Source organism: Nitrosovibrio tenuis, assembly GCF_900109785.1.
Taxonomy (GTDB): Bacteria; Pseudomonadota; Gammaproteobacteria; order Burkholderiales; family Nitrosomonadaceae; genus Nitrosospira; species Nitrosospira tenuis_A.
Genome location: NZ_FOBH01000003.1, coordinates 156,647 through 181,602, shown reverse-complemented (window position 1 = coordinate 181,602; position 24,956 = coordinate 156,647). Strand labels below are relative to the sequence as shown.

Here is a 24,956-nt window from a genome sequence, read left to right as displayed (position 1 = left end):
AAGAGTTGATGGATGTGCCTGCGATTCAGGAAACCACAAAATTCCACAGAATGACTTGCTGGGTTTATGCTTGGGGTTAACGAGTTGAAATATGCCAGAGTTCCCTTCATCATATCGCAAAGGACATCTTCATGGTTTTCAAATTTGCAATCTAATGACGCCGGACGGCGTCAACTATAACTCAGGAGATCAAATGAAAAAAAATACAGTCCAAACAAATGATGCGCCCCGGCCCATCGGCCCCTATTCACAGGGAATACGTGTAAGCGGTGGAGCCACAGTTTACCTTTCTGGCCAGATCGGCCTGGACCCCTCCACGATGCAGATGGCGACCGGAATCGAGGAACAAACCCAGCAGGTGTTTTCAAATCTCCAGGCGGTGGCTGTGGCCAGCGGAGGCAATCTGAGCGATATAGTCAAACTGAACGTATATCTAACCGATCTTTCGAACTTTGAAAAAGTAAACGGAATTATGGCAACGCACTTTAAGGCGCCATATCCCGCGCGAGCAGCGATAGGGGTAGCGGCCCTGCCGCGCGGAGCACTGGTGGAGGTCGATGCGGTTCTGGTATTACAGGAGTGAGCGGTCGCATCCCCCATACGTCGGAGCCCAATGCCACCGCTCACGCAATTTCCCATCAGCAAGGTGGTAGAGGAGAAACTCATCAAGCTTGGCATTACGGATGAGTTCGACCTGTTGATGCATTTGCCGTTGCGCTATGAAGACGAAACGCATCTTTACCCGATCAATGATGTGCCCTTAAGCAGGATAGTACAGATAGAGGGCATCATTTGCCGCAGCGAAATCATATATCGTCCACGGCGGCAGCTCGTATGTCAGGTAGAGGACGGCAGCGGCGTGCTCTTCATGCGCTTCCTCAATTTTTATGGCAGTCAGGTCAAAGCGTACTCCCCCGGCACGCGCGTGCGCTTGCTGGGAGAAGCGCGCCCCGGTTTCTTCGGAACTGAAATGGTTCATCCAAAATGCCGCGTCGTTCGCGAACAGGAACCGTTAGCCGACGCGTTGACACCGGTTTACTCAACCACTGCGGGTCTTTCCTCCGAGACGATACGCAAGCTGATCCGCGGCATGCTGGGGCGAACGTTGAGTAACGGCGACCCGCACTTGGCAGAGACCCTGCCTGATCCGATTTTGGAGCGATTGGAACTGCCTGGTTTCAGGAACAGTGTTATTTTTTTGCATCAACCCTCGGCGGACGCGCCAGCGGCCTTATTGGAGCGGCGTACCCATCCCGCCTGGCGTCGGATCAAGTTTGATGAATTGCTGGCACAGCAACTGTCGATGCGCATGCACTACCGTCGCCGCCGCAGCGGCAGCGCGCCTGTTCTCCTCGCGAGAAATCAATTGACAAATATGCTATTGGAATCATTGCCTTTTGAACTCACTGGCGGACAGAAGAAGGTTGTTTTCGAAATCAGCCGCGACTTGGCTGCAACCCATCCAATGCAGCGCCTGTTGCAAGGCGACGTGGCAAGCGGTAAAACCGTTGTTGCGGCGCTGGCTGTGCTACAAGCTGTTGAAAATAACTATCAGGCGGCGTTGATGGCGCCTACCGAGATTCTGTCCGAGCAGCATTATCAGAAACTTTCCGCCTGGCTTGCTCCCCTGCTCGCTCCACTCGGTGCGACTATCGCCTGGGTGTCCGGCAACCAGAAAAAGAAACAGCGGGAAATCATGCTCGCCAACATTGCCGAGGGGCGCGCCATGCTTGCCATTGGCACCCATGCATTGTTCCAGGAACAGGTCGAATTCAATAAGCTGGGCCTTGTCATTATTGATGAGCAGCATCGCTTTGGGGTACACCAACGCCTCTCCTTGAGAAAAAAAGGCAGCGGGGCCTTCGAGACGCCGCACCAGTTAATGATGAGCGCGACCCCCATTCCGCGCACGCTCTCGATGAGCTACTACGCAGACCTGGATGTATCGGTTATAGATGAAATGCCTCCTGGTAGAATCCCCGTGGTGACCAGGCTGGTGGCGGATATTCGGCGCGATGAGGTTACCAGCCGCGTCCAGGATGCTTGCCGAGCCGGAAAGCAGGCCTACTGGGTATGCCCGCTCATCGAAGAATCCGAAGCTCTGCAGTTAAAAACTGCCCTGGAGACAAGGGAAAGACTGAGCCTGACTTTTCCTGATTTAAAGATCGGTTTGGTACACGGGCGGCTCCCGCTCCGCGAAAAATCGGCCGTGATGGAGTCGTTCACCCGAGGTGAGATTCAACTATTGGTCGCGACCACCGTCATAGAGGTAGGCGTTGACGTGCCCAACGCGTCGCTGATGGTGATTGAACATGCCGAGCGCATGGGATTGGCGCAATTGCATCAATTGCGAGGCCGGGTGGGGCGAAGCGGTGCAAGCGGAACATGCATATTGCTGTATCAGAAGCCTTTGTCAGAAAATGCCCGGGAACGCCTCAAGGTTATTTTTGAACATACCGATGGTTTTGAGATCGCCCGTCAGGACTTGCGGCTTCGCGGCCCCGGCGAATTCCTGGGTTCGCGCCAGAGCGGCGTCCCCATGCTGCGTTTTGCCGATCTGGAGCAGGATATGGATTTGCTCGATGCCGCCCGCGCCGTTGCAGAGGATTTACTGTGCAATCATCCCGAAGCTGCAAGAAAACATCTTGAGCGATGGCTTGGAAGAAAAAGCGAGTACCTCCAGGTATAAATCCATTATCGATATCTTTTTTCGTATTCAGTCTTCGAAGCACCGGCTTCGTCAGCCTGGTTGCAATCCGGTATATTGCTGAGAACCTGATCGAACTTTCCGACGCTAGATATTGCTGCTCGATGGTATTGCAAGCCCATAATCTAACCCTGAAATATCCTGGCAAAATACTATGCCGGGGCCTGAGCTTGAACATTGATGCGGGTCAGTGCTGGGCCGTACTCGGGCAAAATGGTTGCGGAAAGAGTACCTTGTTGCATGCGCTCGGAGGCCTGCATAACGTAAGTGGCACGGAGTCACCTGTAACGGTGGCAGGAAAAGCGCAGCATGCCTGGTCTCGGCGCGAACTCTCACGCAATCTGGGCATCCTCCTGCAGGAGGAACCAGGCGAGTTCTGGGGAAGCGTGCGCGATTATGTGTTGCTGGGCCGCTATCCACATGTCAGGAGCATGCTCGGCTGGCAAGCCGTGGATCATGATATCGCTACTCAAGCTATCGAGCGCATGGAATTGACCGGCCTTACCCATCGCCCCCTTTCCACGCTTTCCGGCGGCGAACGCCAGCGTGCGCGCATTGCCTTGTTGCTCGCGCAATCGCCGTTTTGCTATCTGCTGGATGAACCGCTGCAACATCTCGATTTGCGCCATCAATTTGCCGTCATGATGCTGTTTAGCGAATTGGCGAGGCAGGGAAAGGCAGTTGTGATGGTGCTACATGATATTGCGTGGGCCAGCCGTTACTGCAGCCACGTGCTCATGCTGTTCGATAATGACGGAGCGATTGCCGGACCCACCGCGCAAGTACTCAACCAGGTCAATCTCGAAGCACTTTATCAGTGCGATATGAATGAAATCAGGGTGAACGGCGAGCGTCATTTTGTGCCGGCGCATGCGATGCCGAGTGTATAATCCTACATCCGGCGGTTGATCGCTTATTTTTTGTTTAGCGCCATGGTTCGCAAAGACTTTTTGCGTCACTTGACCTTCACCTTTTTGGTGAGTTCGCCGCAGGGCGGATTTAGGATAGTTTGGAGCTTGATGCCATTTATAGTTCGTAATGATCCGTAAACTTCTTCGCCGCGTTTTCAACCGCAACACACCTGCTTCCACCTCCGCTGGGCAATCCCCTTCTTCCGGGCTGCGTATCATTCCTCGTGAACAACACGGCATCTCACGCGACCATATCAATGCATGCGCGTTGAAAGTTACAGCGGCGTTGCAGGAGGCAGGGCATTCCGCCTTTATTGTGGGTGGTGCGGCACGCGACCTGATCCTGGGATTGGAGCCCAAAGACTTTGATGTCGCAACAAATGCCACGCCTGAGGACGTGAGGGCGATATTCCGGCGCTCGCGCATTATCGGGCGCCGTTTCCGGCTGGTACATGTCATGTGCGGAGCTGAGACGGTCGAAGTGTCCACTTTCCGCGGCGGCGCGTCCGGCAACGGGGGTGACGATGTCGCACCGGATACGCATATTGACGAACATGGACGCCTGCTGCACGACAATGTGTTTGGTACCCAGGAAGAGGATGCGAGGCGGCGCGATTTTACTGTCAATGCACTGTTTTTCGATCCCATCCATGAAGAGATCTGGGATTACCTGAACGGCTACGAAGACATCACGGCGCGACGCTTGCGCATCATTGGCGACCCCGTGCGGCGGTATCGTGAAGATCCCATCAGGATGCTCCGGGCCGTCCGGCTGGCAGCCAAGCTGGAGATGCAGCTCGACCCCGATACCGCCGCACCTATTGGAGATCTTGCTCCGCTGTTACGCAACGTGCCTCCGTCGCGGCTGTTTGATGAAATGTTGAAGCTGCTGCTATCGGGCCACGCACTCACTTGTGTAGCCGAATTACGGAAACGCGGACTCCATCATGGCTTGCTTCCCATGCTGGACGTCATACTGGAGCAGCCGTTGGGCGAACGATTTATTACGCTCGCGCTTAAAAATACCGACGAACGCGTACGTCTGGAAAAACCGGTATCCCCCGGTTTCCTGTTCGCCGCGCTGTTGTGGCATGAAGTGCTCGCGGCCTGGAACATTCGTCAGGCTGCGGGGGAAAAACCGATTCCCGCTCTATATCAAGTCATGGATGACGTGCTGGCGGTACAAAACAAAAATCTCGCGATTCCGCGCCGGTATGACGCTATCATGAAAGAAATCTGGGCAATGCAGCCGCGTTTCGTGGGCCGATCGGGCCGCAAGCCATTTCGTCTGTTGGAGCACCCGCGCTTTCGAGCCGCATATGACTTCATGCTGTTGCGTTGCGAGAGCGGCGAGGTGGATATGGAACTGGGCAAATGGTGGGAATCGTTCCAGCGCGCCAGTTCCAGCGAGCGCGAAGCCATGCTGATCAAGGACGAACTTACGAAAAAACGCAGGAGAAGCCGCGGGCGTCGCAAATCCCCACCTATCGACACGGCAGACACCACTCGTTCAGCGGCGGATTTGCCGGAATAATCGATGGGGTGTATCAGTTCCTCGCATCATGCCGGTTGCCGGGCTTTTATAGCGCTGGGCAGCAATCTGGATGACCCGGTATCCCAGGTGCGCAGAGCTTTTGACGAGCTGGCGCGGCTTCCTTCAAGCCGCCTGCTCATGCATTCCTCACTTTATCGCAGTGCGCCGATGGAGCGTCTCGATCAGCCCGATTTCATCAATGCGGTGGCACAAATTGAAACCGGCCTTTCACCTTATGACCTGCTTAACGCCCTGCTCGAAATTGAACATCGCCACGGGCGTGTGCGAGAGTATTCCAATGCACCGCGAACACTGGATCTGGACATACTGATGTATGACGATCTGCAATGCAATGATCGCTACCTGGTTCTGCCGCATCCGCGCATGCACCAAAGGGCGTTCGTTCTGCAGCCGCTCCTGGAAATTGCTCCAGACGTCCGCATTCCGGGCCATGGCGCTGCTGCGGAATTGCTGGCCGCATGCGCAGGACAGTGGCTCGAACGAGAACAGCACCAATGAAGCTGGAAGAATATCGCCATATCATTATTGAGGGTCCGATAGGAGTAGGGAAAACCAGCCTGGCGCGGCGGATGGCGGACCATTTGCGCGGCGAACTCCTGCTGGAAAAACCGGGCGAGAATCCGTTTCTGGGAAAATTCTACGAGGATATTCCCCGGTACGCGCTACCGACGCAATTGTTTTTTCTGTTCCAGCGCGCTGATCAATTGGGCGGGTTGTCTCAGGGAGACATGTTCGCCAAGCCGATCATCAGCGATTTTATGTTCGACAAGGATCCGCTATTCGCCCGGCTTACACTGAATGATGCGGAGTACGACTTATACCGTAAGATCTATTGTCATCTCCAGCCTAAAGCGCCCCCCCCTGGATTGGTTATTTATTTACAGGCATCTCCCTCCACCCTGATTGAGCGGGTGAAACGGCGTGGCAATGCGTTCGAGAAATATATTTCCGAGGAATATTTGCGGCGACTGGCCGACAGCTATGCCCGTTTTTTTCATCTGTACGAAGATGCGCCACTCGTGGTAATCAACAGTGAAAATCTCAATTTTGCCGATAGCCAGGCGGACTTTGACTTATTGTTACAGCAGATAGACAAGATGCGCGGTCACAGGGAATATTTCAATCGCGGAATTTAAGGAATTTTTAATGGCCCTTACGCGATCAAACTAAATGAGGAGTCCGATATGCGTACTACACAGGATGCTTTGCAAAAAATGCGGGATGATGGCGAGAAAATTGCCATTCTCACCTGTTATGACTCAAGTTTTGCCACGTTGCTGGAAAACGCGGGCGTAGATATTCTGCTGGTGGGCGATTCGCTGGGCAACGTGTTGCAAGGTGAAGAGAGCACTTTGCCGGTAACGCTCGATGACATGGTATACCACACCCATTGCGTGACGCGTGGTTCAAGTAAAGCATTTATTATGGCTGACATGCCCTTCGGTACCTCCCAGGTGAGTCCGGAGGACACGTTCGAGAATGCCGCCGAACTCATGGCGGCTGGAGCGAGTATGGTCAAGATCGAGGGCGGCTGCGTGATGGCGGAAACGGTTGAATTTCTCACCCGCCGTGGAATCCCCGTTTGCGGCCACATCGGTTTGACGCCCCAGTCGGTACACCAGTTGGGCGGTTATAAACTACAGGGCAGAACTGACTATCAGGCAAAACAGTTGTTGGAAGATGCGGTTGCCCTGGAAAATGCGGGTGCCGGCATGCTATTGATGGAAGTGGTCCCCGCCTCGGTTGCAAAACAGGTTACCGAAAAGCTATCCATTCCTACCATTGGTATTGGCGCGGGCAGGGATTGCTCTGCGCAAGTGCTGGTCCTGTACGATATGCTCGGCATCTATTCCGGCAAGAAGGCCCGATTCATGAAAAATTTCATGAGCGGAGCAGGAAGTATCCACGAGGCAGCGGCTAATTACGTCAAGGCGGTGAAGACTGGAGAATTTCCCGGGCCCGAACATATTTTCTGATTCCAGGTCGAGCGTGGAAATCATCACTGACATCGCATCTTTGCGCGCTCGCCTCAAACACGAGTCTTCCATTGGCTTCGTGCCGACTATGGGCAACCTGCACGAGGGCCATTTATCCCTTGTCCAAACCGCGCAACAGAAAGCGGATCGCGTGGTAGTGAGCATTTTTGTGAACCGTCTGCAATTCGCGCCGGCGGAGGATTTTGACCAATATCCTCGAACGCTGGCCGATGACTGCAAACTGCTCAAAAATCGCGACGTCCATATCGTGTTCGCACCAGGCGAAAAAAGCCTGTATCCAGTGAAGCAGGAGTTCATGCTCGATCCTCCCCCGGTAACGGACATGCTGGAAGGCCAGTTTCGCCCGGGATTTTTCCGCGGCGTATCGACCGTGGTATTAAAACTTTTCAATATCGTACAACCGCAAGTGGCAATATTTGGGAAAAAGGATTATCAGCAACTGCATCTTATGCGTGAATTGGTACAGCAATTAAACGTACCAGTGGAAATTGTGGCGGGAGAAACGGTACGCGCCGCGGATAACCTGGCGTTGAGCTCTCGCAACCGTTATTTGACGCATGAGGAACGTGCCGAGGCAACGCGGTTGTATCAGGTTTTATCGCAGGTCAAACAGAGAGTAGAGGGTGGCCGCCGGAATTTTCATGATTTAGAGGAAAATGCAAAGAAAATTCTATGTGGACACGGGTGGAAGGTTGATTATATCGCCCTTCGGCATCGCGATACCCTGGCTCCAGCGTCCGAGTGCGACCAAAATATAGTGGTACTCGGAGCAGCAAGGCTGGGTAAGACCCGGCTGATAGATAATTTGGAAATAGACGTCAAGACCTGATCGAAAAGATCAGCGTTTTGAATAAGGCCGGTTTTTTTGGCAGAGTTGCCGTATTCCCCCCCTCACTGCTCTACTATCCATTCGGTTTCCCTGTATGTTTCCCTATCCCCGCTTCCATCCCTGCCATCTAAGAGCTGTTAAGTTGCCCCTTTCCTTGGCAGTCATTTTTCGTTGCTCGTTTAATCACCTCATTTAAATTTTTTGAAAAGCTGCTCAAGGCCACCAATAAGCCAGCTTCCGGGGCCGGCCTGTAAAGGTTGCTCAATAGCCTATCCGAGTCTATCCCACGTTTCGATTTCTGCGATTAAGTAATTGATTCATAATTACATAATGGTATGTCGGTAGCTGAGTCATAATCCTGTCATGGTACGTCGTGATTTAACGACATATAATAATCGGTTGTTATCAACGAATTACTACTTCCCACGGATCTTGTGTTGCTGAAAAGCAACAGCAATCCGCCTATTGTTAGTCATCCGTAATTTAAGCTCTTGTTTAAGCGTGCTTTATTATCCTGGCACGAAAAATGCTTTTAAGTAACTAAGTGCCGGGTTGCTGACCGCTGGAACAAACCAGACCTTACCCGTGTACCGAATCTCGAATAGAGGATCCTCTAAGCGGGGAAGAAAGCGAACAAAAATACCGAACAAGAATACGCCGATAAAAATATGTTGAGATAGAGGCGTTTCGTAATAGCCCCGACCTGGGGCTTATCCAGAGATTCTCTTACAGGAGGTGTTTTATGTTTCTCTTGCAAAGCCCAAAGCAAAACCGAATCCTTGCAGCCCTGCCCCCGGAAGATTATGCACGGCTTCTTCCGTATCTCGAATTTGTATCAATGCCGTTGGGGCAAACCATTTATGAACCACGCGCCGCTGTTACTCATATGTATTTCCCCACCAGCAGTATTGTGGCGCCGTTATATGCCATAGAGAACGGGGCATCGGTACGGCTTGCAATTATCGGCAATGAGGGGCTAACCGGTATATCCGCTCTTTTGGGCGGTGGCGGCACGCCAGCCGGAATCGTGGTGCAAAGCGCGGGAAATGGTTACCGGATCAAGGCGAACACTTTAAAAAAGGAATTCGACCGGGGCGGTAATTTACAGCATGTGATATTGCGCTATACCCAGGCGTTGATTACTCAAACCTCGCAGAATGCGGTATGCAATCGTCACCATAATATAGAGCAGCAGTTGTGCCGTTTCCTGTTAATGAGTTTAGACCGGCTGTCAGGCGAAGAAATGCAAATGACACACGAGCAGATAGCGATCATGTTGGGCGTTCGGCGGGAAAGCGTAACCCAAGCTGCTCTTAAATTGCAAACGATCGGAGCGATCCGGTATAGCCGTGGCCATATCACTGTACTGGACCGTGAAGAGCTGGAGGACACCGTATGCGAGTGCTATGCCGTCGTTAATGACGAATATGACCGGTTGTTATGGAATCATGTTCCCGACACTGTTCAGGAGCCCGCTAAGCCAAGCACAAGCAAGCAATTGTGGTCAGTAAACTGAGGAGAGCCCCGGGCTACTCGGCGGGAACCAATTCCGCCCTCCCCTAAACGTGGTTCAAGCTGAGTAGCCCGGCTTGTCGTATGAAAGCCGTGATGATAATGTCACTTTGTCATAAGATGTCTGAGAACGTATGGCAGTATCCCGCCATGCATGTAATAGTCTACCTCTATACCCGTATCTATTCTGCATAATAAGTCCACTTCTCGGCGCGAACCATCGGCGCCGCGAATAACAAGTGACACGCTCTGCTGAGGGCGAATGTCTCTCAACCCCAGAAGGTCAAACTGTTCATTGCCTTTGATGCCCAATGACTGAACGCTGTCATTTTCCTTGAATTGCAGCGGCAGCACACCCATGCCCACGAGATTGCTCCGATGTATGCGTTCGAAGCTCTTCGCGATTACCGCCTTGACACCGAGCAGCTGAGTTCCTTTTGCTGCCCAGTCGCGGCTTGATCCCGTGCCATATTCTTCGCCTCCAAATACCACTGTCGATACGCCATCCGCAATATATTTCATGGCTGCATCATAAATACTCATCTGCTGGCCATCCGGCTGATGCAGGGTAATTCCACCTTCACTGCCCGGTATCATCAGGTTTTTGATGCGCACATTGGCAAAAGTGCCGCGCATCATCACCTCATGGTTGCCCCGGCGCGCCCCATAACTGTTGAAGTTCATCCTGGATACGCCATTTGCAAGCAGATACTTGCCCGCGGGGGAAGTTTCTTTTATTGAGCCAGCAGGGCTGATGTGATCGGTGGTTAATGAATCGCCAAATATGGCCAGCGCGCGGGCATCTTGTATTCCCCCCGGTTGCGAGGGCTGCATGGAAAAATCCTGAAAGAATGGCGGCTCGGCAATATAGGTGGATTTCGGCCAACTATAGATCTGCCCCGAGACTGATGGAACATTGTTCCACAACAGCTGATTCTGGGTAAGGTTGCTGTAGAGCCGGCGAAACGTTTCCCCATCGGCGGCAAATTTGATCAGTGCGCGGACTTCGTCGTCGCTCGGCCAGACGTCCTTGAGCCAAACGGGTTTTTCGCCCTCGCCGAGCCCCAGCGGCTCGTTCGTCAAATCCTTCAGCATGGTACCTGCGATGGCATACGCCACGACCAGGGGGGGAGACGCCAGAAAATTGGCGCGGATGTTTGGGTGAATTCGTGCTTCGAAGTTGCGGTTGCCCGAAAGTACCGCGGCACAGACCAGATCATTCGTCACCACGGCTTCCTCGATCGGTTCTGATAGCGGTCCAGAGTTGCCGATGCAAGTGGTGCAACCATAGCCTGCGAGATTAAAACCGAGCTTCTCCAGATAAGGTAACAGGCCCGTAGCCGTCAGATACTCCGTCACGACGCGCGATCCAGGCGCAAGCGAGGTCTTGATGTGCCGTTTAACCGCCAGCCCTTTTTCTACCGCTTTCTTTGCCAGTAACCCCGCTGCCAGCAGCACACTGGGGTTGGAGGTATTCGTACAGGATGTGATGGCCGCAATCAGAACATCGCCATTGCCCAGGTCGAAGGGTCCATTTGATATGCATTGCGGCGCCTCTTCCATATTCAGTATCGGGCGATTACTGACCATTTCAGTGAGGTTCCGCGCACTTCCAGGTTGCAGGTTATTACCCATCTCCGCCTGCTTCCGTGCACTCCCGGGTTGCGATGAAACATCGCCTGTGCCTCCGTTATCCGGCCCTGCGCCAGCAATACCCGTTTCGCCATGTATATCTTTTTCCACGCAATTGCGCACCGGATAGCGTTGGTCCAGACCCGCCGTATCTTTTCCATAACCCCCACCTGTGACGGGCTTGGCAAAGAGTTCGACAAACCTTGATTTTACGTTGCCGATTTCGATTCGATCCTGAGGCCGCCGGGGTCCTGCCAGCGAAGGCGCAACCGTACCCAGATCAAGCTCCAGTTCCCGTGTGTAGTCGATGTCGCCTTTGCGCGGAACACCATACAGATTCTGGGCCTTGAAATAAGACTGAAATGCCGCGATTTCCTCTTCGCTACGTCCGGTGTCCCTGAAATACCCGATTGTGGCGTCATCCACCGGAAAAAAACCCATCGTGGCGCCGTACTCAGGTGACATGTTGGCGATCGTGGCACGATCGGGCACGGTTAGCGATGCAGTCCCTTCGCCAAAAAATTCGACGAACTTGCCCACTACATTCGCTTTACGCAACATTTCCGTAATAGTCAGCACCAGATCGGTAGCGGTAACACCGGCAGGCAAACGACCCGTCAAATTAACCCCAACGACGTCCGGTGTGAGAAAGTAAACCGGCTGCCCCAGCATTCCGGCTTCGGCCTCGATTCCGCCGACGCCCCAGCCTACCACGCCGATGCCATTGATCATCGTGGTATGAGAATCGGTACCAACAAGGGTGTCGGGATATGCCACGCCATCTTTCATGTGCACGCCGTGGGCAAGATATTCGAGGTTCACCTGATGCACAATTCCGATTCCGGGAGGGACAACCTTGAATGTATTAAATGCCTGCATGCCCCATTTTATGAATTGGTAGCGCTCATTGTTGCGGCGGAACTCGATTTCCATGTTGATTTCGAGCGCCTGTTTGTCGCCGTAATGATCGACTTGGACCGAATGATCAACCACCAGGTCAACGGGCACTAGCGGTTCAATAAGCTTGGGATCCTTTCCCATCCTTTGCGCCACACTGCGCATGGCCGCCAGATCGACCAGGAGCGGTACACCGGTAAAGTCTTGTAACACGATGCGCGACACGACAAACGGAATCTCATCCATACGCGCCGCGTTGGGTTTCCAGTCGGCCAACCGTTTCACATGGGCGTCAGTGATCTTATCGCCATCGCAATTGCGCAAGACGGACTCGAGCACAATGCGAATGGAAACGGGCAGCCGTGAAATCTTCCCCAAGCCGGCTGTTTCCAAAGCAGGAAGAGAATAGAACTTTGCTTTTCCACCTGCCGGAAGAGAAATGTCTTGAAGCGAATTGAAAATATTATGGTTCATGGTGATACTCCTGGGATCTCAGCGAGATCGGTTATTCGGGTATGCCTCAATGCGGTTTCTGCAAATGAAGCGAAGGATAATTGCGGAGTGCAGGAATAATTAATAGTTCTGCAAATGCTCAGACCGAAAACTGTTTATAGGGCATAGCGGGCTACTTCTCAACCGAAACCATGATTCTCGGTCTGTATTCTGGAATCCCGGCTTCTACCACGCTGCCAGCGAAACTTTGATAAGCGCTTCCCACACGTTTAGCCATTGAATCGGGAAATAGATGAAAATCCCCCGCTTTCAGCGCGGCAACTATTCCCTCGGCAACAACTGAAGGGGGTTCGGCGGATCCTGTCAAGCCAGCAGCGTTACCCATGTCAGACCCGATAAGGCCAGGGTGCACGCTCAGCACTGCAATGCCCTGCTGCCCCAGCAATTCGTGCAATGCCTGTGTGAGGGAATACGCGGCAGCCTTGCAAGCGGAGTGAGTCGCGAAGTTGGGAGCGCACACCAACGATGCAACGGAGTTGAGCTGAACTAAGGCCCCGCCGCCGTTTTGCTTGAGAGCGGGGACAAAGGCCTGAGCCATTCGGATAAGGCCGAGTACGTTGATCTTCATCCCAAGCTCTAGCGCATCAATGGCATTGCCGTCCAGCGGAGTCGAAGCCATGAACACAGCCGCGCTATTGACCACCACTTGGATATCCGCCGCCCTGCCGGCCATTGCTGTGATGGTCTCGGGCCTAGCCAGGTCTAATTGGACAGGAAGAACCCTGTCACCGTAACGCTCGATCAGGGGTGCAGCAGAGTCGAGGCGGCGAACTGCCACATAGACTCTAGCTGCTCCATGATCCAGGAAGGCATCGACTATGGCCTTGCCGATACCCCTATTCGCTCCTGTGACGAGCGCTATCTTATCCTTGATGTCACAAGTTATTTTCAATTCAGCTGTTCACGTCGATTTAGAGAATCATTGCAGCGCCTGCCTGGTTTAATCCCTGATATGTCGTTTAATTATATTCCCATCGACCCATGCGACTCTACCTATTGCCGGAAATTTTTTCGTTAAACGGCTCTTGTGCTCGTGCATGTCGGCAATAATCCATCTACACCTATAGCATGCCGCACGGGCATGCCTATCAAACAATTATCGAGTGAGGAGATATCCCCTCGAAGAGAACTGCGCGCGGCCATGTTACACGCATAACGGCCATCCAGAATCAAAAAATCGTGTAATATGAAACAGATGGCGGCCGAAATACTCATCTGAACCGTGAGCTATATGCGGTCCGAGTCAACCTCAACACAAAAACGGCATTCTCCGCAGCAGAGCCGCCACATTCTCTATCTGATGATTTCTTATGAGCTGGACTTATGGTCCGTCCGGTAGTCGTGCTGCTGCACGGTTTCCTCGGTTTCGTGAAATGGGGGCCTTTCGAATATTTTCGGGGCGTAAAAGACGCGTTGTGTCACGTGGATATTGACCCGCTTACGCCGGAAGTGCCGACCGCCGGCACAATAGCGGAGCGTGCGGAGGTGCTGGCCCACAAACTCTTTCGGAGCAACACTCCTGCTTTCGCATTGGTTGGACACAGCATGGGGGGGCTGGATGCCCGGTATTTGATTACCCATCTTGATCCGGATCGGCGTATCAAAAGCTTGATTACCGTTTCCACCCCGCATCAGGGTTCACCTCTGGCACGATGGTTCCTCGAATCGCGCGGACCGATTCAAGCTTACATTCGACACATCGGCGACCCAGGTCTGCGCGAACTGACCCCGGAAGCCTGCAGGGCGATGCACATTCCCGACCGCGATGATGTGCATTATATGTCTTATGCGAGTTGCCGCCCGCCTGGCGAGCTTCCGTTCTGGCTCCGGCCCTACGGGCGTGCGATTGATGAAGATAACGATGGACTGGTGCCCGTCAGTTCCGCCCAATGGGGACAATTCCGTGGTGTGGTACGCTCGGATCACATCGAGCTTATCGGTTGGAGCCTGGGATTACCTGATGCTCAATCCGGGCGGCCATTTGATCACCTGGCTTTCTGGACGCGAGTCGCCGCCGAAGCAACCGCTGCTGCAGAGCGCGACAACATTTAATAAAGGATAAAAGCATGGACCAGCCAGAGGATAGGAAAGGGGGGAAAAAATGGCATATGCCCTGGTTCGACTGGCTGGTATTTGTGCTGCCCGCAGCGCTTTTCATTGGTCTCGGGCTGGAATCCGCCTTGGTCCCCGCGCCACCTGCGGGGAGCCCTCAACATTCCGATTTTCGAGCGGTAGCGCACTGGTTTGATCCGGTATTTTTCCAATACAACCTGGTCATGGCCTTGCTGGTGGTATTGGTCGTGCCATCGCTTGCGCTAAGCTATATCCAGGCCATGGCAAATCGGAAAGAGCGCCGCTTGTATCGCGATGTTCCACCCGAGCGCCGCAGCGAGGTACGCAGGAGGATGGGACGCCGGGCTTCCTTCAGCACATACCGCGGCAGCGTCTGGCTGACCATGACTGTCGTGCTGCTTGGCGTGTCGATCCTGCTCCTGTTCAAACCCGTTTCTTCAGCTGCCGGGATGGGTTTGAATTTCAGCCTGGGCTCGAATATGTTGACGATGGGGCCGTTCGTCGAGCTGTTCGAGAAAGACCCCCAAGCCTACTATTCCCATCTCGTTCGCAACATGATCGCTTTCCAGTTCGGCTTTCTGGGGGCCTATGTATATTTTATCGGATCTGTTGTGCGCGCCTATTTCACGCTCGATCTGACCTCCCACACCTTTGTGGACGGCGCCATTCGCATGATCGTCGCCAGCATCCTCGCCCTCGTACTCTCCTTCGCTTTTGATTTTTTTGCGTTCACCGCTGACGCCAGGCCCGCTGTCTCAGGCGCCACAACGAATAATCATCACGCCGAGTCCACTCCTGCTACTGAATCTACCGCCGCCACAGCCTCAAGTGGTGCGAGCGGCTCAACGACCGAGTCTAATATGGCAGGGTTAGCGATACCGGCTAGCCTGAGCCTGTTGCCGGTCGTCGCCTTTTTCTTCGGCTTCTATCCCAAACGCGCGTCGCTGGCAATCGAACGAATAGCGCTCAAAACGATGAGGAATATTATTCCCACAGATAGCTACCGCGCATTGCCTCTCTCCATGCTTGCAGGAATGAGCTATACCCATGAATTGAGGTTGGAGCGGGAGGGTTTCGACAACGTTGAAAACCTGAGCACCGCGGATGCGGTGGATCTCGCCGTGCGCACCTGTTTCAGCTACACCCAGTTGCAGCAATGGATAGATCAGGCCTGGCTCGCGTCTCACCTGCGCGAAGATTATCCAGACTTTGTCCGCCGGACAGGCATTTCAACCAGTGAGGAGTTGCGCTGCTTTTTGTACGCCAGCGATTCCGCCAAGGTTGATGGAGTGGACCAACTCGTATCAGCGCTGACGACCGACCCCGTGGCCGCTGCGTCCTGGAAAGTGCGGCTGACTGCCCTTAAAACGCTGCTCGAGGCGCGTCAAGCCCCTTCACAGAAGGTAGAGGTTCCGCGCCCGGACGGGCCGAAAGCGGATTAAGATCTCGCTAATGGCGCCGGCGGTTCTCGGAAAACGTCAGGGTTCCACATGTCAACAAACTCGTTGACCGCCATCTTTTCCAGGCCTTCTCGATCGAGGTAGAGATCGATTATCTTTTTTTGCTGCTCTGCCGAAAAGACGCGCGCAAGGTTGGTTTCGAATTTCGCTTCCAGTAAGGGAATGCCTTCCTTGCGACGAAGCCGATGGCCAATGGGATATTCCATCACGACCTCATCCAGTCTTTCTCCATCCTTGAATTCCACCGTTAGACCGTTGGCTATGGAGCGTTTTGCGGGATCGTGGTAGTCGCGGGTGAATTGCGGGTCCTCGACGCAGGTTATCTTTTCACGCAACGCGTCGATGCGCGGATCGGCGGCAACGGTGTCTTCATAATCCGCAGCGGCAAGCCGGCCAAAAATAAGCGCCACCGCAACAATATACTGGATACAGTGATCGCGGTCGGCATAATTGTTGAGCGGCCCTTTCTTGTCGATAATGCGTATTGCGGCCTCGTGCGTGCGTATGGTAATCCTCTCAATATCGCTTATTCGGTCTTTCACCCAGGGGTGTAATTGCATAGCGCACTCCGCCGCGGTCTGGGAGTGAAATTCCGCAGGAAAAGAAACCTTGAACAAGATGTTTTCCATTACGTATGAGTCCCACTGCTCGATCCGCCTTTGAAACCTGAACGGCTGTCCCTTGAACAGTACATCGTAAAACCCCCAGGTTTTGGCAGTGAGTGCTGTGGAATAACCCATTTCTCCCTTGAGCGTCATCAGCGCAAGCCAGACCGCGCGGCTGGTGGCATCGCCCGCCGCCCAGGACTTGCGTGAACCCGTATTGGGCGCATGGCGATAAGTGCGCAGAGCTTGTCCGTCTACCCAAGCCTGTGAAAGCGCATCGGTAATCTGATCACGGCTGCCGCCCAGCAGATGCGTGATCACCGCAACCGACGCAACCTTCACCAATACCACGTGATCCAACCCGACCTTGTTGAAACTGTTTTCCAACGCGAGGCAACCCTGGATTTCATGTGCCTTGATCATTGCCGTCAGAACATCCCTCATCATTAACGGCTGTCCACCCTCAGCCACGGCATTACGCGCGGACCAGTCCGCAACCGCGAGGATGCCACCCAGATTATCCGAAGGATGCCCCCACTCGGCTGCAAGCCAGGTATCGTTGAAATCCAGCCAGCGAATGATCGTCCCGAGGTTGAATGCAGCCTGTACCGGATCGAGCTGGAACCGCGTGCCAGGCACTCTCGCTCCATTCGGGACAATTGTGCCGTTCACAACAGGGCCAAGCAGCCTGCTACAGGCGGGATAAGTGAGCGCTTCCATTGCGCACCCAAGCGAATCCATCAAACAATAATGCGCGGTCTCGTACGCCAAGTCACTTTCAATTTTGCGATTGACGACGTAGTCGGCAATATCGACAAGCACCTGATCGGGCTGGGGACGTGTATCAGGGATAAGGGATGACATTGAGGAATATCTGGGATTATTTTGCGCCGGCGACCCGGCTCGCGCGCTTCGGTCGCCGCGAACTTCTCAGTTGACGCGATACTTATCGAAATATCTCGTATATCTCGTTATCAGACCTGAGGGCGGGATCCGGGATATGATTGAACGAATATATATTGGCTAATGTAGACCAAGTAATTCAGTCGGCAATATGCTCGGCTTCGCGTTCCGGACATTGGCACAGCTCATCCAATATCTCTCGCTTGAATATATAAAATGACAATGGTATTAACCCCTTGTCAAAAACAATAGCGAGCGCACCAATCAGGTATTCAACGATGCGCCACCCCTTGCTCTTTTTCAAATTGCAGTAATCCAGGTCAACGCAGACCTTCTGCCGGAACATTTCGCTGAACCGTAGAAGCTGCGAATCAATTACCAGAACCATATCGTTTTTTAAGTTATTAAACGAGTCCGTAGGCAAATCGACAATCGCCTCAATATCCGTAAGGTCGATCTCGAATCTGGACTCTATTTCATCTCTTGCGCTTCGGAATTCCTCCAACTCCACTAGGCTTTGACGAGCGAGTTCCCAGTCTTCGGTGGCAAGGTATTCCATGGCCACGTCGGCCGAAATGCTGTGGATAACCAGTTCCTGGGTAGCGGTACCGTTTGCCATTTTCTACTCCTACAAAAATACGCAGCGGATATCTGGAATAATTTTTTCTTATTCCACAGCCTCAGCATAGCATATGCCCATCCATCCAACATCAGCTTACCGATTACTCAGCTTTACAAGGGACGTCGTATGCTCTTCTTCAATATTAGAAATGAGCTCATCGCCGGCCTTTCTGGTACCGATCACCCCACCTGAGCCATATAATGACGAGCTTGACTTATAGGCGGGATGCGCTATAAAAATTAGCGGATACAAAGCAATGCACCGCCCGCTTCCCGAACCCTTTCCCTACAGCTTTGCCCGCGAAACGAGGCTCGCCTGGGATCACTGTTAAGGAAAAATAACATGATTTTGCCAAAAACGATGCCATGGATGCTAGCCATAATACTCTGCATTGGAGCATCCGGAGGGCGGGGACATGATGAGCACGACGCCTTAGGCAATGTTCCACCTGAGAAATTAGGCAAGGTGAGCTTCCCGGTCAGTTGTAACATCGCGGCGCAGAAGGAATTCAACCGGGGCATGGCACTATTTCATTCCTTCTGGTTCGACCCGGCAATTAAGTCATTTGGCAGAGTGCTCCACCACGATCCGGAATGCGGCATGGCTTACTGGGCCATTGCCATCACGTCGATGGGTAACCCGTTTACGTGGCCGCCCATACCAAAAGCGTGGACAGCGGGCGCATCGGCCGTGGCCGACGCCCAGCACCTGGGCGTCAAGACCGAACGCGAAGGTGATTATATCGCCGCGCTGGCCGCACTATTCAAGAATTGGGAAACGACCGACTACCGACCGCGGGTATTGGCCTTCCAGAAAGCGATGGAAGGTGTGGCAGCACGCTACCCCGAAGATATTGAAGCACAAATCCTTTATGCTCTCGCGCTCGACGCTACAGCGCTGCCTACCGATAAAACTTTCGCTAATCAGCTCAAGGCAGCAAATATCCTGGAACCATTATTCGAGAAATATCCGGATCATCCGGGGGTCGCTCACTATCTGATCCACACCTACGATTATGCCGAGCTGGCCGAAAGAGGTCTCCCCGCAGCCCGAGCCTATGCCAGGATCGCACCCTCGGTGCCGCATGCGCTGCACATGCCGTCACACATCTTTAGCCGCGTCGGTCTGTGGCATGAGATGGCGGAGAGCAATCGCGCCTCTTATCTTGCAGCCAAGAGTGAGCTCAAGGAAGCGACCCTTGGCATTGGCACATACGACGCGCTGCACGCAATGGATTACATGGTTTTCGCCTATCTCCAGCAAGCGCAAGATAAGGCAGCCAAACGCCTTGTGGATGAAGCCGCGTCGACCCGCAAGGTCAATGTGGAAAATTTTCCCGCTGCTTATGCCTTCGCCGCTATTCCAGCACGCTTTGCGGTGGAACGCGCTGACTGGAAAGGCGCTGCTGCGCTCGAGCTGTCCCCCGCCGGGCTTGCCTGGAGCAAGTTTCCTCAAGCTGAAGCAATTCTCGTCTTCGCCCGGGGCATGGGTGCCGCGCGCAGCAGAGATAATGCGGCTGCGCGGAAGGACGTCGCACGACTGAAGGCACTCAAGGACGCCATGGCAGCGACCAAACTGGACTATTGGGCGGGTCAGACAGACTTTCAAATCAAAGCAGTCAATGCCTGGCTTGCCCTCGCGGAGAACAGAAACGACGAGGCGGTGTCGCTGATGCGTGCCGCCGCAGAAGCTGAAGAAGCAAGCGACAAACACCCGGTGACTCCGGGAAATGTCGCGCCTTCTCGCGAGCTGCTCGGAGAAATGTTGCTAGCGCTCGGCCGTCCGGCACAAGCGTTCGCCGAGTTCGAACGTTCCCTGAAGCGCGATCCCAACCGCTTCCGCAGCACTTACGGTGCCGCTCGCGCTGCGGAAGCGTCAGGCAACCAAAAAGTAGCCCGCAACTATTACGCCAAACTTCGAACCATGGCGGCCGATCATGATACCGAGCGTCCCGAACTGGAGCAGGCCAAGGCCTTTCTGGTAAAACATTGACCACAGCGCATCGTTCTTTAAGGTTCGGCACAGTGGGCTGACGTGAAGGAAAAATCAAACCCTGTAATAACAATTCAGCCTGAGCCGCAAGCATTCGCAATGCTGAAAGCCTTCACGCAAACCGACGGACTCCACTTTCATCAGTATCGTGATTGTCCTTGCAATGCGTCTTCCGAGCATCCATTACCGGCGGATCAGGTGTAGCAGTCCCCAGATCAAAGTCACAGTGACTTGGATATTGGGAGCTGACTGCGGCGGTAATTCCGTAATGTGGGCTTCAAGTTCCAGGAGTGGCATCGGTCTTGTCGCACGGGCTGTTAATCAAGACACCTGAGATGGGGAAAACTTTATGATCTTGCCCGGAAGTTCCTTCCAAATTTCATGCGAAGAAGCCAATATCCGCGTGCACAGATCCGACAATAAGGGTCATAAAAGATGCATGAAGGAAGATCTAGCCCATTCAGTCCGAGACATACATGTAACGATGAGAATGTATTAATTTCAAACTTGAAAATCAGCTCATTATTAGACAATTAAGGCAAATTAATCTACCTAGGATTATGCTCGTATCGAAACCGGCTCAAACTCCCGCTCTTCCGGGCCGATGTAATTTGCCGAGGGCCGGATGATCTTGTTATCGACCCGCTGCTCGATGATGTGCGCCGCCCAGCCGCCGGTCCGGGCAATCGCGAACAGTGGCGTGAACATGGCAGTTGGCACGCCCATCATGTGGTAGCTCACTGCGGAGTACCAGTCGAGGTTGGGGAACATTTTCTTGATGTCCCACATCACTGATTCCAATCTTGCGGCCACATCGAACATTTTCGTATCCCCCGCCTCCATCGAGAGTTTTCTCGCCACTTCGCGGATGACTCTGTTGCGAGGATCCGCGATGGTATAAACCGGGTGGCCGAAGCCGATAATGATTTCCTTTTCGGCCACGCGCCGGCGAATATCCGCCTCGGCCTCATCCGGGTTGCTGTAGCGCTTCTGGATATCGAACGCGGCCTCGTTGGCACCGCCATGTTTGGGTCCCCGCAGGGCGCCGATGGCGCCAGTGATGGCCGAGTAGAAATCAGACCCGGTGCTTGCGATCACGCGCGCGGTAAAAGTGGATGCATTAAACTCATGCTCGGCGTACAGGATCAGCGAGGTGTGCATCGCTCTCACCCAGGATGGAGGCGGCGGCTTGCCATGCAGCAGGTGCAGAAAGTGCCCGCCAATGGAATCATCATCGGTCGCTACTTCTATGCGTTGATGTTGATGGGAATGATGGTACCAGTAGAGCAACATGGAGCCGAGGCAGGCCAAGAGCTTGTCCGCCAAGTCGCGCGCACCCTCGATAGAGTGTTTTTCCGCTTCCGGCAGCACCGTCCCTAATGCGGAAACACCGGTACGCAGAACATCCATAGGATGAGCCGTTGCCGGGATCGCTTCCAGGACAACCTTCAAACTCTCGGGCAGATTGCGCAGATTCTTGAGTTTTGCCTTGTATGCATCCAGCTCTGCCTGAGTCGGCAACTTCTCATGTATCAGCAGATAGGCGATTTCTTCAAATTCGCAGGTATCGGCTACGTCGAGAATGTCGTAACCGCGATAATGCAGATCATTGCCCGTTCTGCCAACGCTCGAGATGGCGGTATTGCCGGCCATCACTCCCGACAACACTACAGATTTCTTGGCTCTGGGCAGGCTACTATCAGCTTTATTCATTCTCTGGTTTTATTATGTGGGGACTGGAAAACAGCTTGTTCAGTTTCTCTTCGTACGCATGGTAATCGATAAGGTCATACAGTTCAGCCCGAGTCTGCATCTCGGCAATCATATTTTTCTGAGAGCCCTCGGTGCGTATTGTCCGGTACACGTTCAGCGCGGCCGCACTCATGGCGCGAAAGGCGGAGAGCGGATAAAGCGCTATCGCCACATCAACCTGGGCCAACTCCTCGACAGTATAAAGAGGCGTTACGCCAAACTCGGTCATATTTGCGAGAACAGGCACGTTGATGGCGGCTGCAAACTTCCGGTACGTTTCCAGCTCGGTTACCGCTTCGGGAAAGATCATGTCCGCGCCCGCCTCCACATAAGCGCATGACCGCTCGATTGCTGACTGCATTCCCTCCGCCGCAAGCGCATCGGTTCGTGCCATGATGACAAAGTCAGGGTCGGTCCGTGCGTCCACTGCGGCCTTGATGCGATCCACCATTTCGGCTGCGCTAACAAGCGCCTTGCCCGGACGGTGCCCGCAGCGCTTGGCCTGCACCTGATCCTCGATATGCATTGCTCCTGCCCCGGATTTTATGAGCAACTTCACCGTGCGAGCGATATTGAACGCGCTTGCCCCAAATCCCGTATCCGCGTCCACCAACAGCGGCAGCTCGGCCGCATCCGTAATCCGGCGCACGTCCGTCAGCACATCGTCGAGAGTGGAAATGCCCAGATCGGGTACTCCGAGCGAGGCAACCGCTACACCAGCGCCTGAAAGATATATCGCTCTGAAGCCGGCTGCTTCCGCGAGGCGCGCGGAATAGGCATTGATGCAGCCCGCCACCTGCAAGGGCCTCTCCTGGCTAAGCGCGGCGCGAAAACGGAAACCCGCTGAGGCGATCATGGAAGTTATGGTGAAATGCCGAGGAAAACGTCAGGAGTTAAGAAGCAAGTGCTTCACGGATTCTCGCTCTTCCATCAGTTCGCGATAAGTGATATCCATTTTTGTCCTGTCGAATTCGCTTATCTCCAGAGCGGGCACGAGCTGATAAGCGGATCCGCTGCAAGTTACCGGGAAACCGTACATGACGCCCTCCGGAATACCGTAACTGCCATCCGATGGAATGCCCATCGATACCCAATCGTCTTCGCGCGTCCCGAAGACCCAATCCCGGACATGGCCGATAGCAGCATTTGCGGCGCTGGCGGCACTCGACAGACCCCGTGCAGCAATGACTTCGGTGCCACGGTTTTGCATATGGGGAATAAAATAGTTTTCCACCCATTCTGGATCGTTGACGAGATCCCTGACTTTGCCATCATCCGCCTCCGCATGATTAAGGTCGGGATACTGCGTGGGCGAATGGTTGCCCCAGACGATCATCTTTCTTATGCTGGAGACCGGCCTCCCGATTTTGGCAGCAACCTGCGATAAGGCCCGGTTGTGGTCAAGCCGCATCATCGCTGAAAAGTTGCCGGGGTTCAGGCCAGGCGCGTTTTTCATCGCTATGTAGGCGTTGGTATTGGCGGGATTGCCGACGACTAAGACCTTGACGTCCCGGCAGGCGGCTTCATCCAGCGCCCTGCCCTGGGTCGAGAATATCACGCCATTCGCTTCCAGAAGATCCCTGCGCTCCATACCCTTGCTGCGGGGGCGCGCACCGACCAGCATGGCTATGCCCGCATCCCGAAAAGCACTTCTCGGATCGTCGGTTGTCGTAACGCCAGTCAGTAGCGGGAACGCGCAATCCTCCAACTCCATCAATACACCTTTGAGTGAAGGCAACGATTGCGGTATATCCAACAATTGCAGAATGATGGGCTGATCCCTACCCAGCATCTCGCCAGCCGCTATTCGGAACAACAGACTGTAACCGATCTGGCCAGCGGCACCTGTAACCGCGATGCGAACGGGAGGTTTCATTCTTGCGCTCCTGTAGGAGATTTGTCAGAAATTTCCTGAGCTACTTTCCACGAACCGGTTGCTTAATAGCCCGAGAGTCCCCCGGATTTCCGCTGGATTTCCGTTTTCCGGGAAAAGGCGACACGTTCATTTGGGTCCGGCTCATCATACGTCACGGATAGTCAAGAACGAGCCAGAAGAGCGAACCCTCCCTCCCATTTCATGCTCGAGTCATACCTGGAACAACATGCTCAGCGGCTGACTATAGAAACATTCACCTGGACTGTCAATTGAGTGAAGGCTCGCGTTGTGCTGAAACGAGATCGCGACAGCCAGTTTTGGTCCTGCTCAGTTGTATCCCCCCGTGTAACGGTCTAAACTTGAACAGCTTCGTACCGGCACGGAAACGAACAATTGCAAAAAAAACCCCCAAAGCACCTTAATCTGCTGGAAATCAAGCAGCCGCTACCGGCTGTGGTTTCAATACTGCATCGCGTAAGTGGCGCGCTGCTGTTTTTCCCCGGCATCCCCCTGCTCCTTTCCAACCTGGAACTGCTCCTGGATTCCCCTCAAGGTTACGCACAGTTTCAATCTCTTTTCGAAAATCCCTTATTCAAAACCGGGCTGATACTTGCCTTGTGGGTTTTTCTCCTCCATCTCTTTGCGGGCATTCGTTTTCTCGGTCTGGATCTACACTATGGGATTAAGCTTGAGCAAGCGCGTTTGACCAGCAAAATCGTCCTGGCAGCCGGATTTATCCTCACATTGCTGATCGGAATGTCCATATGGTGAAGCGCATGGTTACCGGTGCGCATTATGGCCTGCGTGACTGGCTGGCGCAGCGCATAACCGCCGTGGTAATGGTCGTCTTTATCTTGTGTCTGGCCGGGATACTGCTGATCTCGCCACCCCATGATTATGCCGGGTGGAAAGCCGTATTCAGTAACCAATGGATGCGTATTGCGTCTTTTCTATTTCTTGTCAGCCTATTCTGGCATGCTTGGGTGGGTGTGCGAAACATTCTGATGGACTACGTTCACGCGACCGGCATCCGCCTGAGCTTACAGATACTTGTTATATTGTCGTTGCTGTTTTATACCGTCTGGTCTGTGGAGATTCTGTGGGAACTGTAAATTATTCG

At 53.7% G+C, this 24,956-nt stretch carries 21 protein-coding genes; 14 read left to right on the top strand and 7 right to left on the bottom strand.

From position 1 onward, the window contains the following. Positions 1 to 193 precede the first annotated feature (193 nt). From BMX00_RS05625 to BMX00_RS05585, 9 genes are all read left to right on the top strand, one after another. Positions 194 to 583, top strand: coding sequence for a RidA family protein (locus BMX00_RS05625; protein ID WP_090828030.1), 390 nt, complete (start codon positions 194 to 196; stop codon positions 581 to 583). Positions 584 to 613: 30 nt separating this feature from the next. Continuing rightward, positions 614 to 2,689 carry an ATP-dependent DNA helicase RecG gene (gene recG / locus BMX00_RS05620; RefSeq protein ID WP_090828029.1) on the top strand — a complete coding sequence of 692 codons (2,076 nt, stop codon included), beginning with the start codon at positions 614 to 616 and terminating at the stop codon, positions 2,687 to 2,689. Beyond that, complete coding sequence (locus BMX00_RS05615; RefSeq protein WP_245727770.1) at positions 2,653 to 3,597, top strand: ABC transporter ATP-binding protein; 945 nt, start codon at positions 2,653 to 2,655, stop codon at positions 3,595 to 3,597. Before recG ends, BMX00_RS05615 begins: the two co-directional genes overlap by 37 nt. 148 nt (positions 3,598 to 3,745) lie before the next feature. After that, on the top strand, positions 3,746 to 5,152 hold the full coding sequence (gene pcnB / locus BMX00_RS05610) for a polynucleotide adenylyltransferase PcnB (RefSeq protein WP_090828028.1): 1,407 nt from the start codon (positions 3,746 to 3,748) through the stop codon (positions 5,150 to 5,152). Positions 5,153 to 5,155: 3 nt separating this feature from the next. After that, on the top strand, positions 5,156 to 5,671 hold the full coding sequence (gene folK / locus BMX00_RS05605) for a 2-amino-4-hydroxy-6-hydroxymethyldihydropteridine diphosphokinase (RefSeq protein ID WP_090828027.1): 516 nt from the start codon (positions 5,156 to 5,158) through the stop codon (positions 5,669 to 5,671). Next, on the top strand, positions 5,668 to 6,309 hold the full coding sequence (locus tag BMX00_RS05600; protein WP_090828026.1) for a deoxynucleoside kinase: 642 nt from the start codon (positions 5,668 to 5,670) through the stop codon (positions 6,307 to 6,309). Before folK ends, BMX00_RS05600 begins: the two co-directional genes overlap by 4 nt. Before the next feature lie 48 nt (positions 6,310 to 6,357). Next, positions 6,358 to 7,149 (top strand): 3-methyl-2-oxobutanoate hydroxymethyltransferase, encoded by a 792-nt coding sequence (panB, locus tag BMX00_RS05595; protein WP_090828025.1) that lies wholly within the window; start codon positions 6,358 to 6,360, stop codon positions 7,147 to 7,149. 13 nt (positions 7,150 to 7,162) lie between these two features. Then, positions 7,163 to 7,999, top strand: coding sequence for a pantoate--beta-alanine ligase (panC, locus tag BMX00_RS05590; protein ID WP_090828024.1), 837 nt, complete (start codon positions 7,163 to 7,165; stop codon positions 7,997 to 7,999). Between the two features lie 742 nt (positions 8,000 to 8,741). Next, positions 8,742 to 9,515 carry a Crp/Fnr family transcriptional regulator gene (locus tag BMX00_RS05585; protein ID WP_090828022.1) on the top strand — a complete coding sequence of 258 codons (774 nt, stop codon included), beginning with the start codon at positions 8,742 to 8,744 and terminating at the stop codon, positions 9,513 to 9,515. Positions 9,516 to 9,616: 101 nt separating this feature from the next. Here the strand turns inward: BMX00_RS05585 and BMX00_RS05580 are convergent, their stop codons facing one another. Then, positions 9,617 to 12,514, bottom strand: a complete 2,898-nt coding sequence (locus BMX00_RS05580; RefSeq protein WP_090828020.1) for an aconitate hydratase — start codon at positions 12,512 to 12,514, stop codon at positions 9,617 to 9,619. Positions 12,515 to 12,665: 151 nt separating this feature from the next. Beyond that, positions 12,666 to 13,445: an SDR family oxidoreductase gene (locus BMX00_RS05575; RefSeq protein WP_218141497.1), complete on the bottom strand. Its 780-nt coding sequence runs from the start codon at positions 13,443 to 13,445 to the stop codon at positions 12,666 to 12,668. A 431-nt stretch (positions 13,446 to 13,876) separates the two neighbouring features. On the opposite strand from BMX00_RS05575, the gene BMX00_RS05570 reads away from it, so the two are divergent. Together BMX00_RS05570 and BMX00_RS05565 are read left to right on the top strand one after the other, a co-directional pair. Further along, positions 13,877 to 14,605, top strand: coding sequence for a PGAP1-like alpha/beta domain-containing protein (locus BMX00_RS05570; RefSeq protein WP_090828018.1), 729 nt, complete (start codon positions 13,877 to 13,879; stop codon positions 14,603 to 14,605). Between the two features lie 14 nt (positions 14,606 to 14,619). Then, positions 14,620 to 16,068: a hypothetical protein gene (locus BMX00_RS05565; protein WP_177171778.1), complete on the top strand. Its 1,449-nt coding sequence runs from the start codon at positions 14,620 to 14,622 to the stop codon at positions 16,066 to 16,068. Here the strand turns inward: BMX00_RS05565 and BMX00_RS05560 are convergent. Then, positions 16,065 to 17,555, bottom strand: a complete 1,491-nt coding sequence (locus BMX00_RS05560) for a bifunctional 2-methylcitrate dehydratase/aconitate hydratase (RefSeq protein ID WP_090828016.1) — start codon at positions 17,553 to 17,555, stop codon at positions 16,065 to 16,067. The genes BMX00_RS05565 and BMX00_RS05560 overlap by 4 nt on opposite strands. Before the next feature lie 178 nt (positions 17,556 to 17,733). Then, positions 17,734 to 18,213: a hypothetical protein gene (locus tag BMX00_RS05555; RefSeq protein WP_090828014.1), complete on the bottom strand. Its 480-nt coding sequence runs from the start codon at positions 18,211 to 18,213 to the stop codon at positions 17,734 to 17,736. A 345-nt stretch (positions 18,214 to 18,558) separates the two neighbouring features. Between BMX00_RS05555 and BMX00_RS05550 the strand changes: the two genes are divergently transcribed. Then, positions 18,559 to 20,208, top strand: a complete 1,650-nt coding sequence (locus tag BMX00_RS05550) for a tetratricopeptide repeat protein (RefSeq protein ID WP_090828012.1) — start codon at positions 18,559 to 18,561, stop codon at positions 20,206 to 20,208. A gap of 558 nt (positions 20,209 to 20,766) precedes the next feature. Here the strand turns inward: BMX00_RS05550 and prpC are convergent. Genes prpC through BMX00_RS05535 form a run of 3 tightly spaced genes read right to left on the bottom strand, consistent with a single transcriptional unit; the run spans position 20,767 to position 23,836 of the window. Then, entirely contained in the window at positions 20,767 to 21,921 is a 1,155-nt protein-coding gene (gene prpC, locus BMX00_RS05545; protein WP_090828011.1) for a bifunctional 2-methylcitrate synthase/citrate synthase, read from the bottom strand. Next, positions 21,914 to 22,816, bottom strand: coding sequence for a methylisocitrate lyase (gene prpB, locus BMX00_RS05540; RefSeq protein WP_177171777.1), 903 nt, complete (start codon positions 22,814 to 22,816; stop codon positions 21,914 to 21,916). Before prpB ends, prpC begins: the two co-directional genes overlap by 8 nt. A gap of 30 nt (positions 22,817 to 22,846) precedes the next feature. Continuing rightward, on the bottom strand, positions 22,847 to 23,836 hold the full coding sequence (locus BMX00_RS05535) for a malate dehydrogenase (RefSeq protein ID WP_090828006.1): 990 nt from the start codon (positions 23,834 to 23,836) through the stop codon (positions 22,847 to 22,849). Between the two features lie 393 nt (positions 23,837 to 24,229). Here BMX00_RS05535 and sdhC point away from each other — a divergent pair, with 393 nt between their 5' ends. Then, the gene (sdhC, locus tag BMX00_RS05530; protein WP_090828004.1) at positions 24,230 to 24,607 is read left to right on the top strand and encodes a succinate dehydrogenase, cytochrome b556 subunit; all 378 of its coding nucleotides are present in this window, start codon (positions 24,230 to 24,232) and stop codon (positions 24,605 to 24,607) included. Further along, positions 24,601 to 24,948, top strand: a complete 348-nt coding sequence (gene sdhD / locus BMX00_RS05525; protein ID WP_090828002.1) for a succinate dehydrogenase, hydrophobic membrane anchor protein — start codon at positions 24,601 to 24,603, stop codon at positions 24,946 to 24,948. Before sdhC ends, sdhD begins: the two co-directional genes overlap by 7 nt. Positions 24,949 to 24,956 lie beyond the last annotated feature (8 nt).

Excerpts from the sequence above, each read along its gene's own strand:
- BMX00_RS05565 (WP_177171778.1), top strand. The coding sequence starts at position 14,620 with ATGGACCAGCCAGAGGATAGGAAAGGGGGGAAAAAATGGCATATGCCC.
- panB (WP_090828025.1), top strand. The coding sequence starts at position 6,358 with ATGCGTACTACACAGGATGCTTTGCAAAAAATGCGGGATGATGGCGAG.
- BMX00_RS05585 (WP_090828022.1), top strand. The coding sequence starts at position 8,742 with ATGTTTCTCTTGCAAAGCCCAAAGCAAAACCGAATCCTTGCAGCCCTG.
- BMX00_RS05625 (WP_090828030.1), top strand. The coding sequence starts at position 194 with ATGAAAAAAAATACAGTCCAAACAAATGATGCGCCCCGGCCCATCGGC.
- BMX00_RS05600 (WP_090828026.1), top strand. The coding sequence starts at position 5,668 with ATGAAGCTGGAAGAATATCGCCATATCATTATTGAGGGTCCGATAGGA.
- prpC (WP_090828011.1), bottom strand. The coding sequence starts at position 21,921 with ATGAATAAAGCTGATAGTAGCCTGCCCAGAGCCAAGAAATCTGTAGTG.
- BMX00_RS05560 (WP_090828016.1), bottom strand. The coding sequence starts at position 17,555 with ATGTCATCCCTTATCCCTGATACACGTCCCCAGCCCGATCAGGTGCTT.
- sdhD (WP_090828002.1), top strand. The coding sequence starts at position 24,601 with ATGGTGAAGCGCATGGTTACCGGTGCGCATTATGGCCTGCGTGACTGG.
- folK (WP_090828027.1), top strand. The coding sequence starts at position 5,156 with ATGGGGTGTATCAGTTCCTCGCATCATGCCGGTTGCCGGGCTTTTATA.
- BMX00_RS05550 (WP_090828012.1), top strand. The coding sequence starts at position 18,559 with ATGATTTTGCCAAAAACGATGCCATGGATGCTAGCCATAATACTCTGC.
- recG (WP_090828029.1), top strand. The coding sequence starts at position 614 with ATGCCACCGCTCACGCAATTTCCCATCAGCAAGGTGGTAGAGGAGAAA.
- BMX00_RS05615 (WP_245727770.1), top strand. The coding sequence starts at position 2,653 with ATGGCTTGGAAGAAAAAGCGAGTACCTCCAGGTATAAATCCATTATCG.
- BMX00_RS05555 (WP_090828014.1), bottom strand. The coding sequence starts at position 18,213 with ATGGCAAACGGTACCGCTACCCAGGAACTGGTTATCCACAGCATTTCG.
- BMX00_RS05580 (WP_090828020.1), bottom strand. The coding sequence starts at position 12,514 with ATGAACCATAATATTTTCAATTCGCTTCAAGACATTTCTCTTCCGGCA.
- BMX00_RS05535 (WP_090828006.1), bottom strand. The coding sequence starts at position 23,836 with ATGAAACCTCCCGTTCGCATCGCGGTTACAGGTGCCGCTGGCCAGATC.
- prpB (WP_177171777.1), bottom strand. The coding sequence starts at position 22,816 with ATGATCGCCTCAGCGGGTTTCCGTTTTCGCGCCGCGCTTAGCCAGGAG.
- pcnB (WP_090828028.1), top strand. The coding sequence starts at position 3,746 with ATGATCCGTAAACTTCTTCGCCGCGTTTTCAACCGCAACACACCTGCT.
- BMX00_RS05570 (WP_090828018.1), top strand. The coding sequence starts at position 13,877 with ATGGTCCGTCCGGTAGTCGTGCTGCTGCACGGTTTCCTCGGTTTCGTG.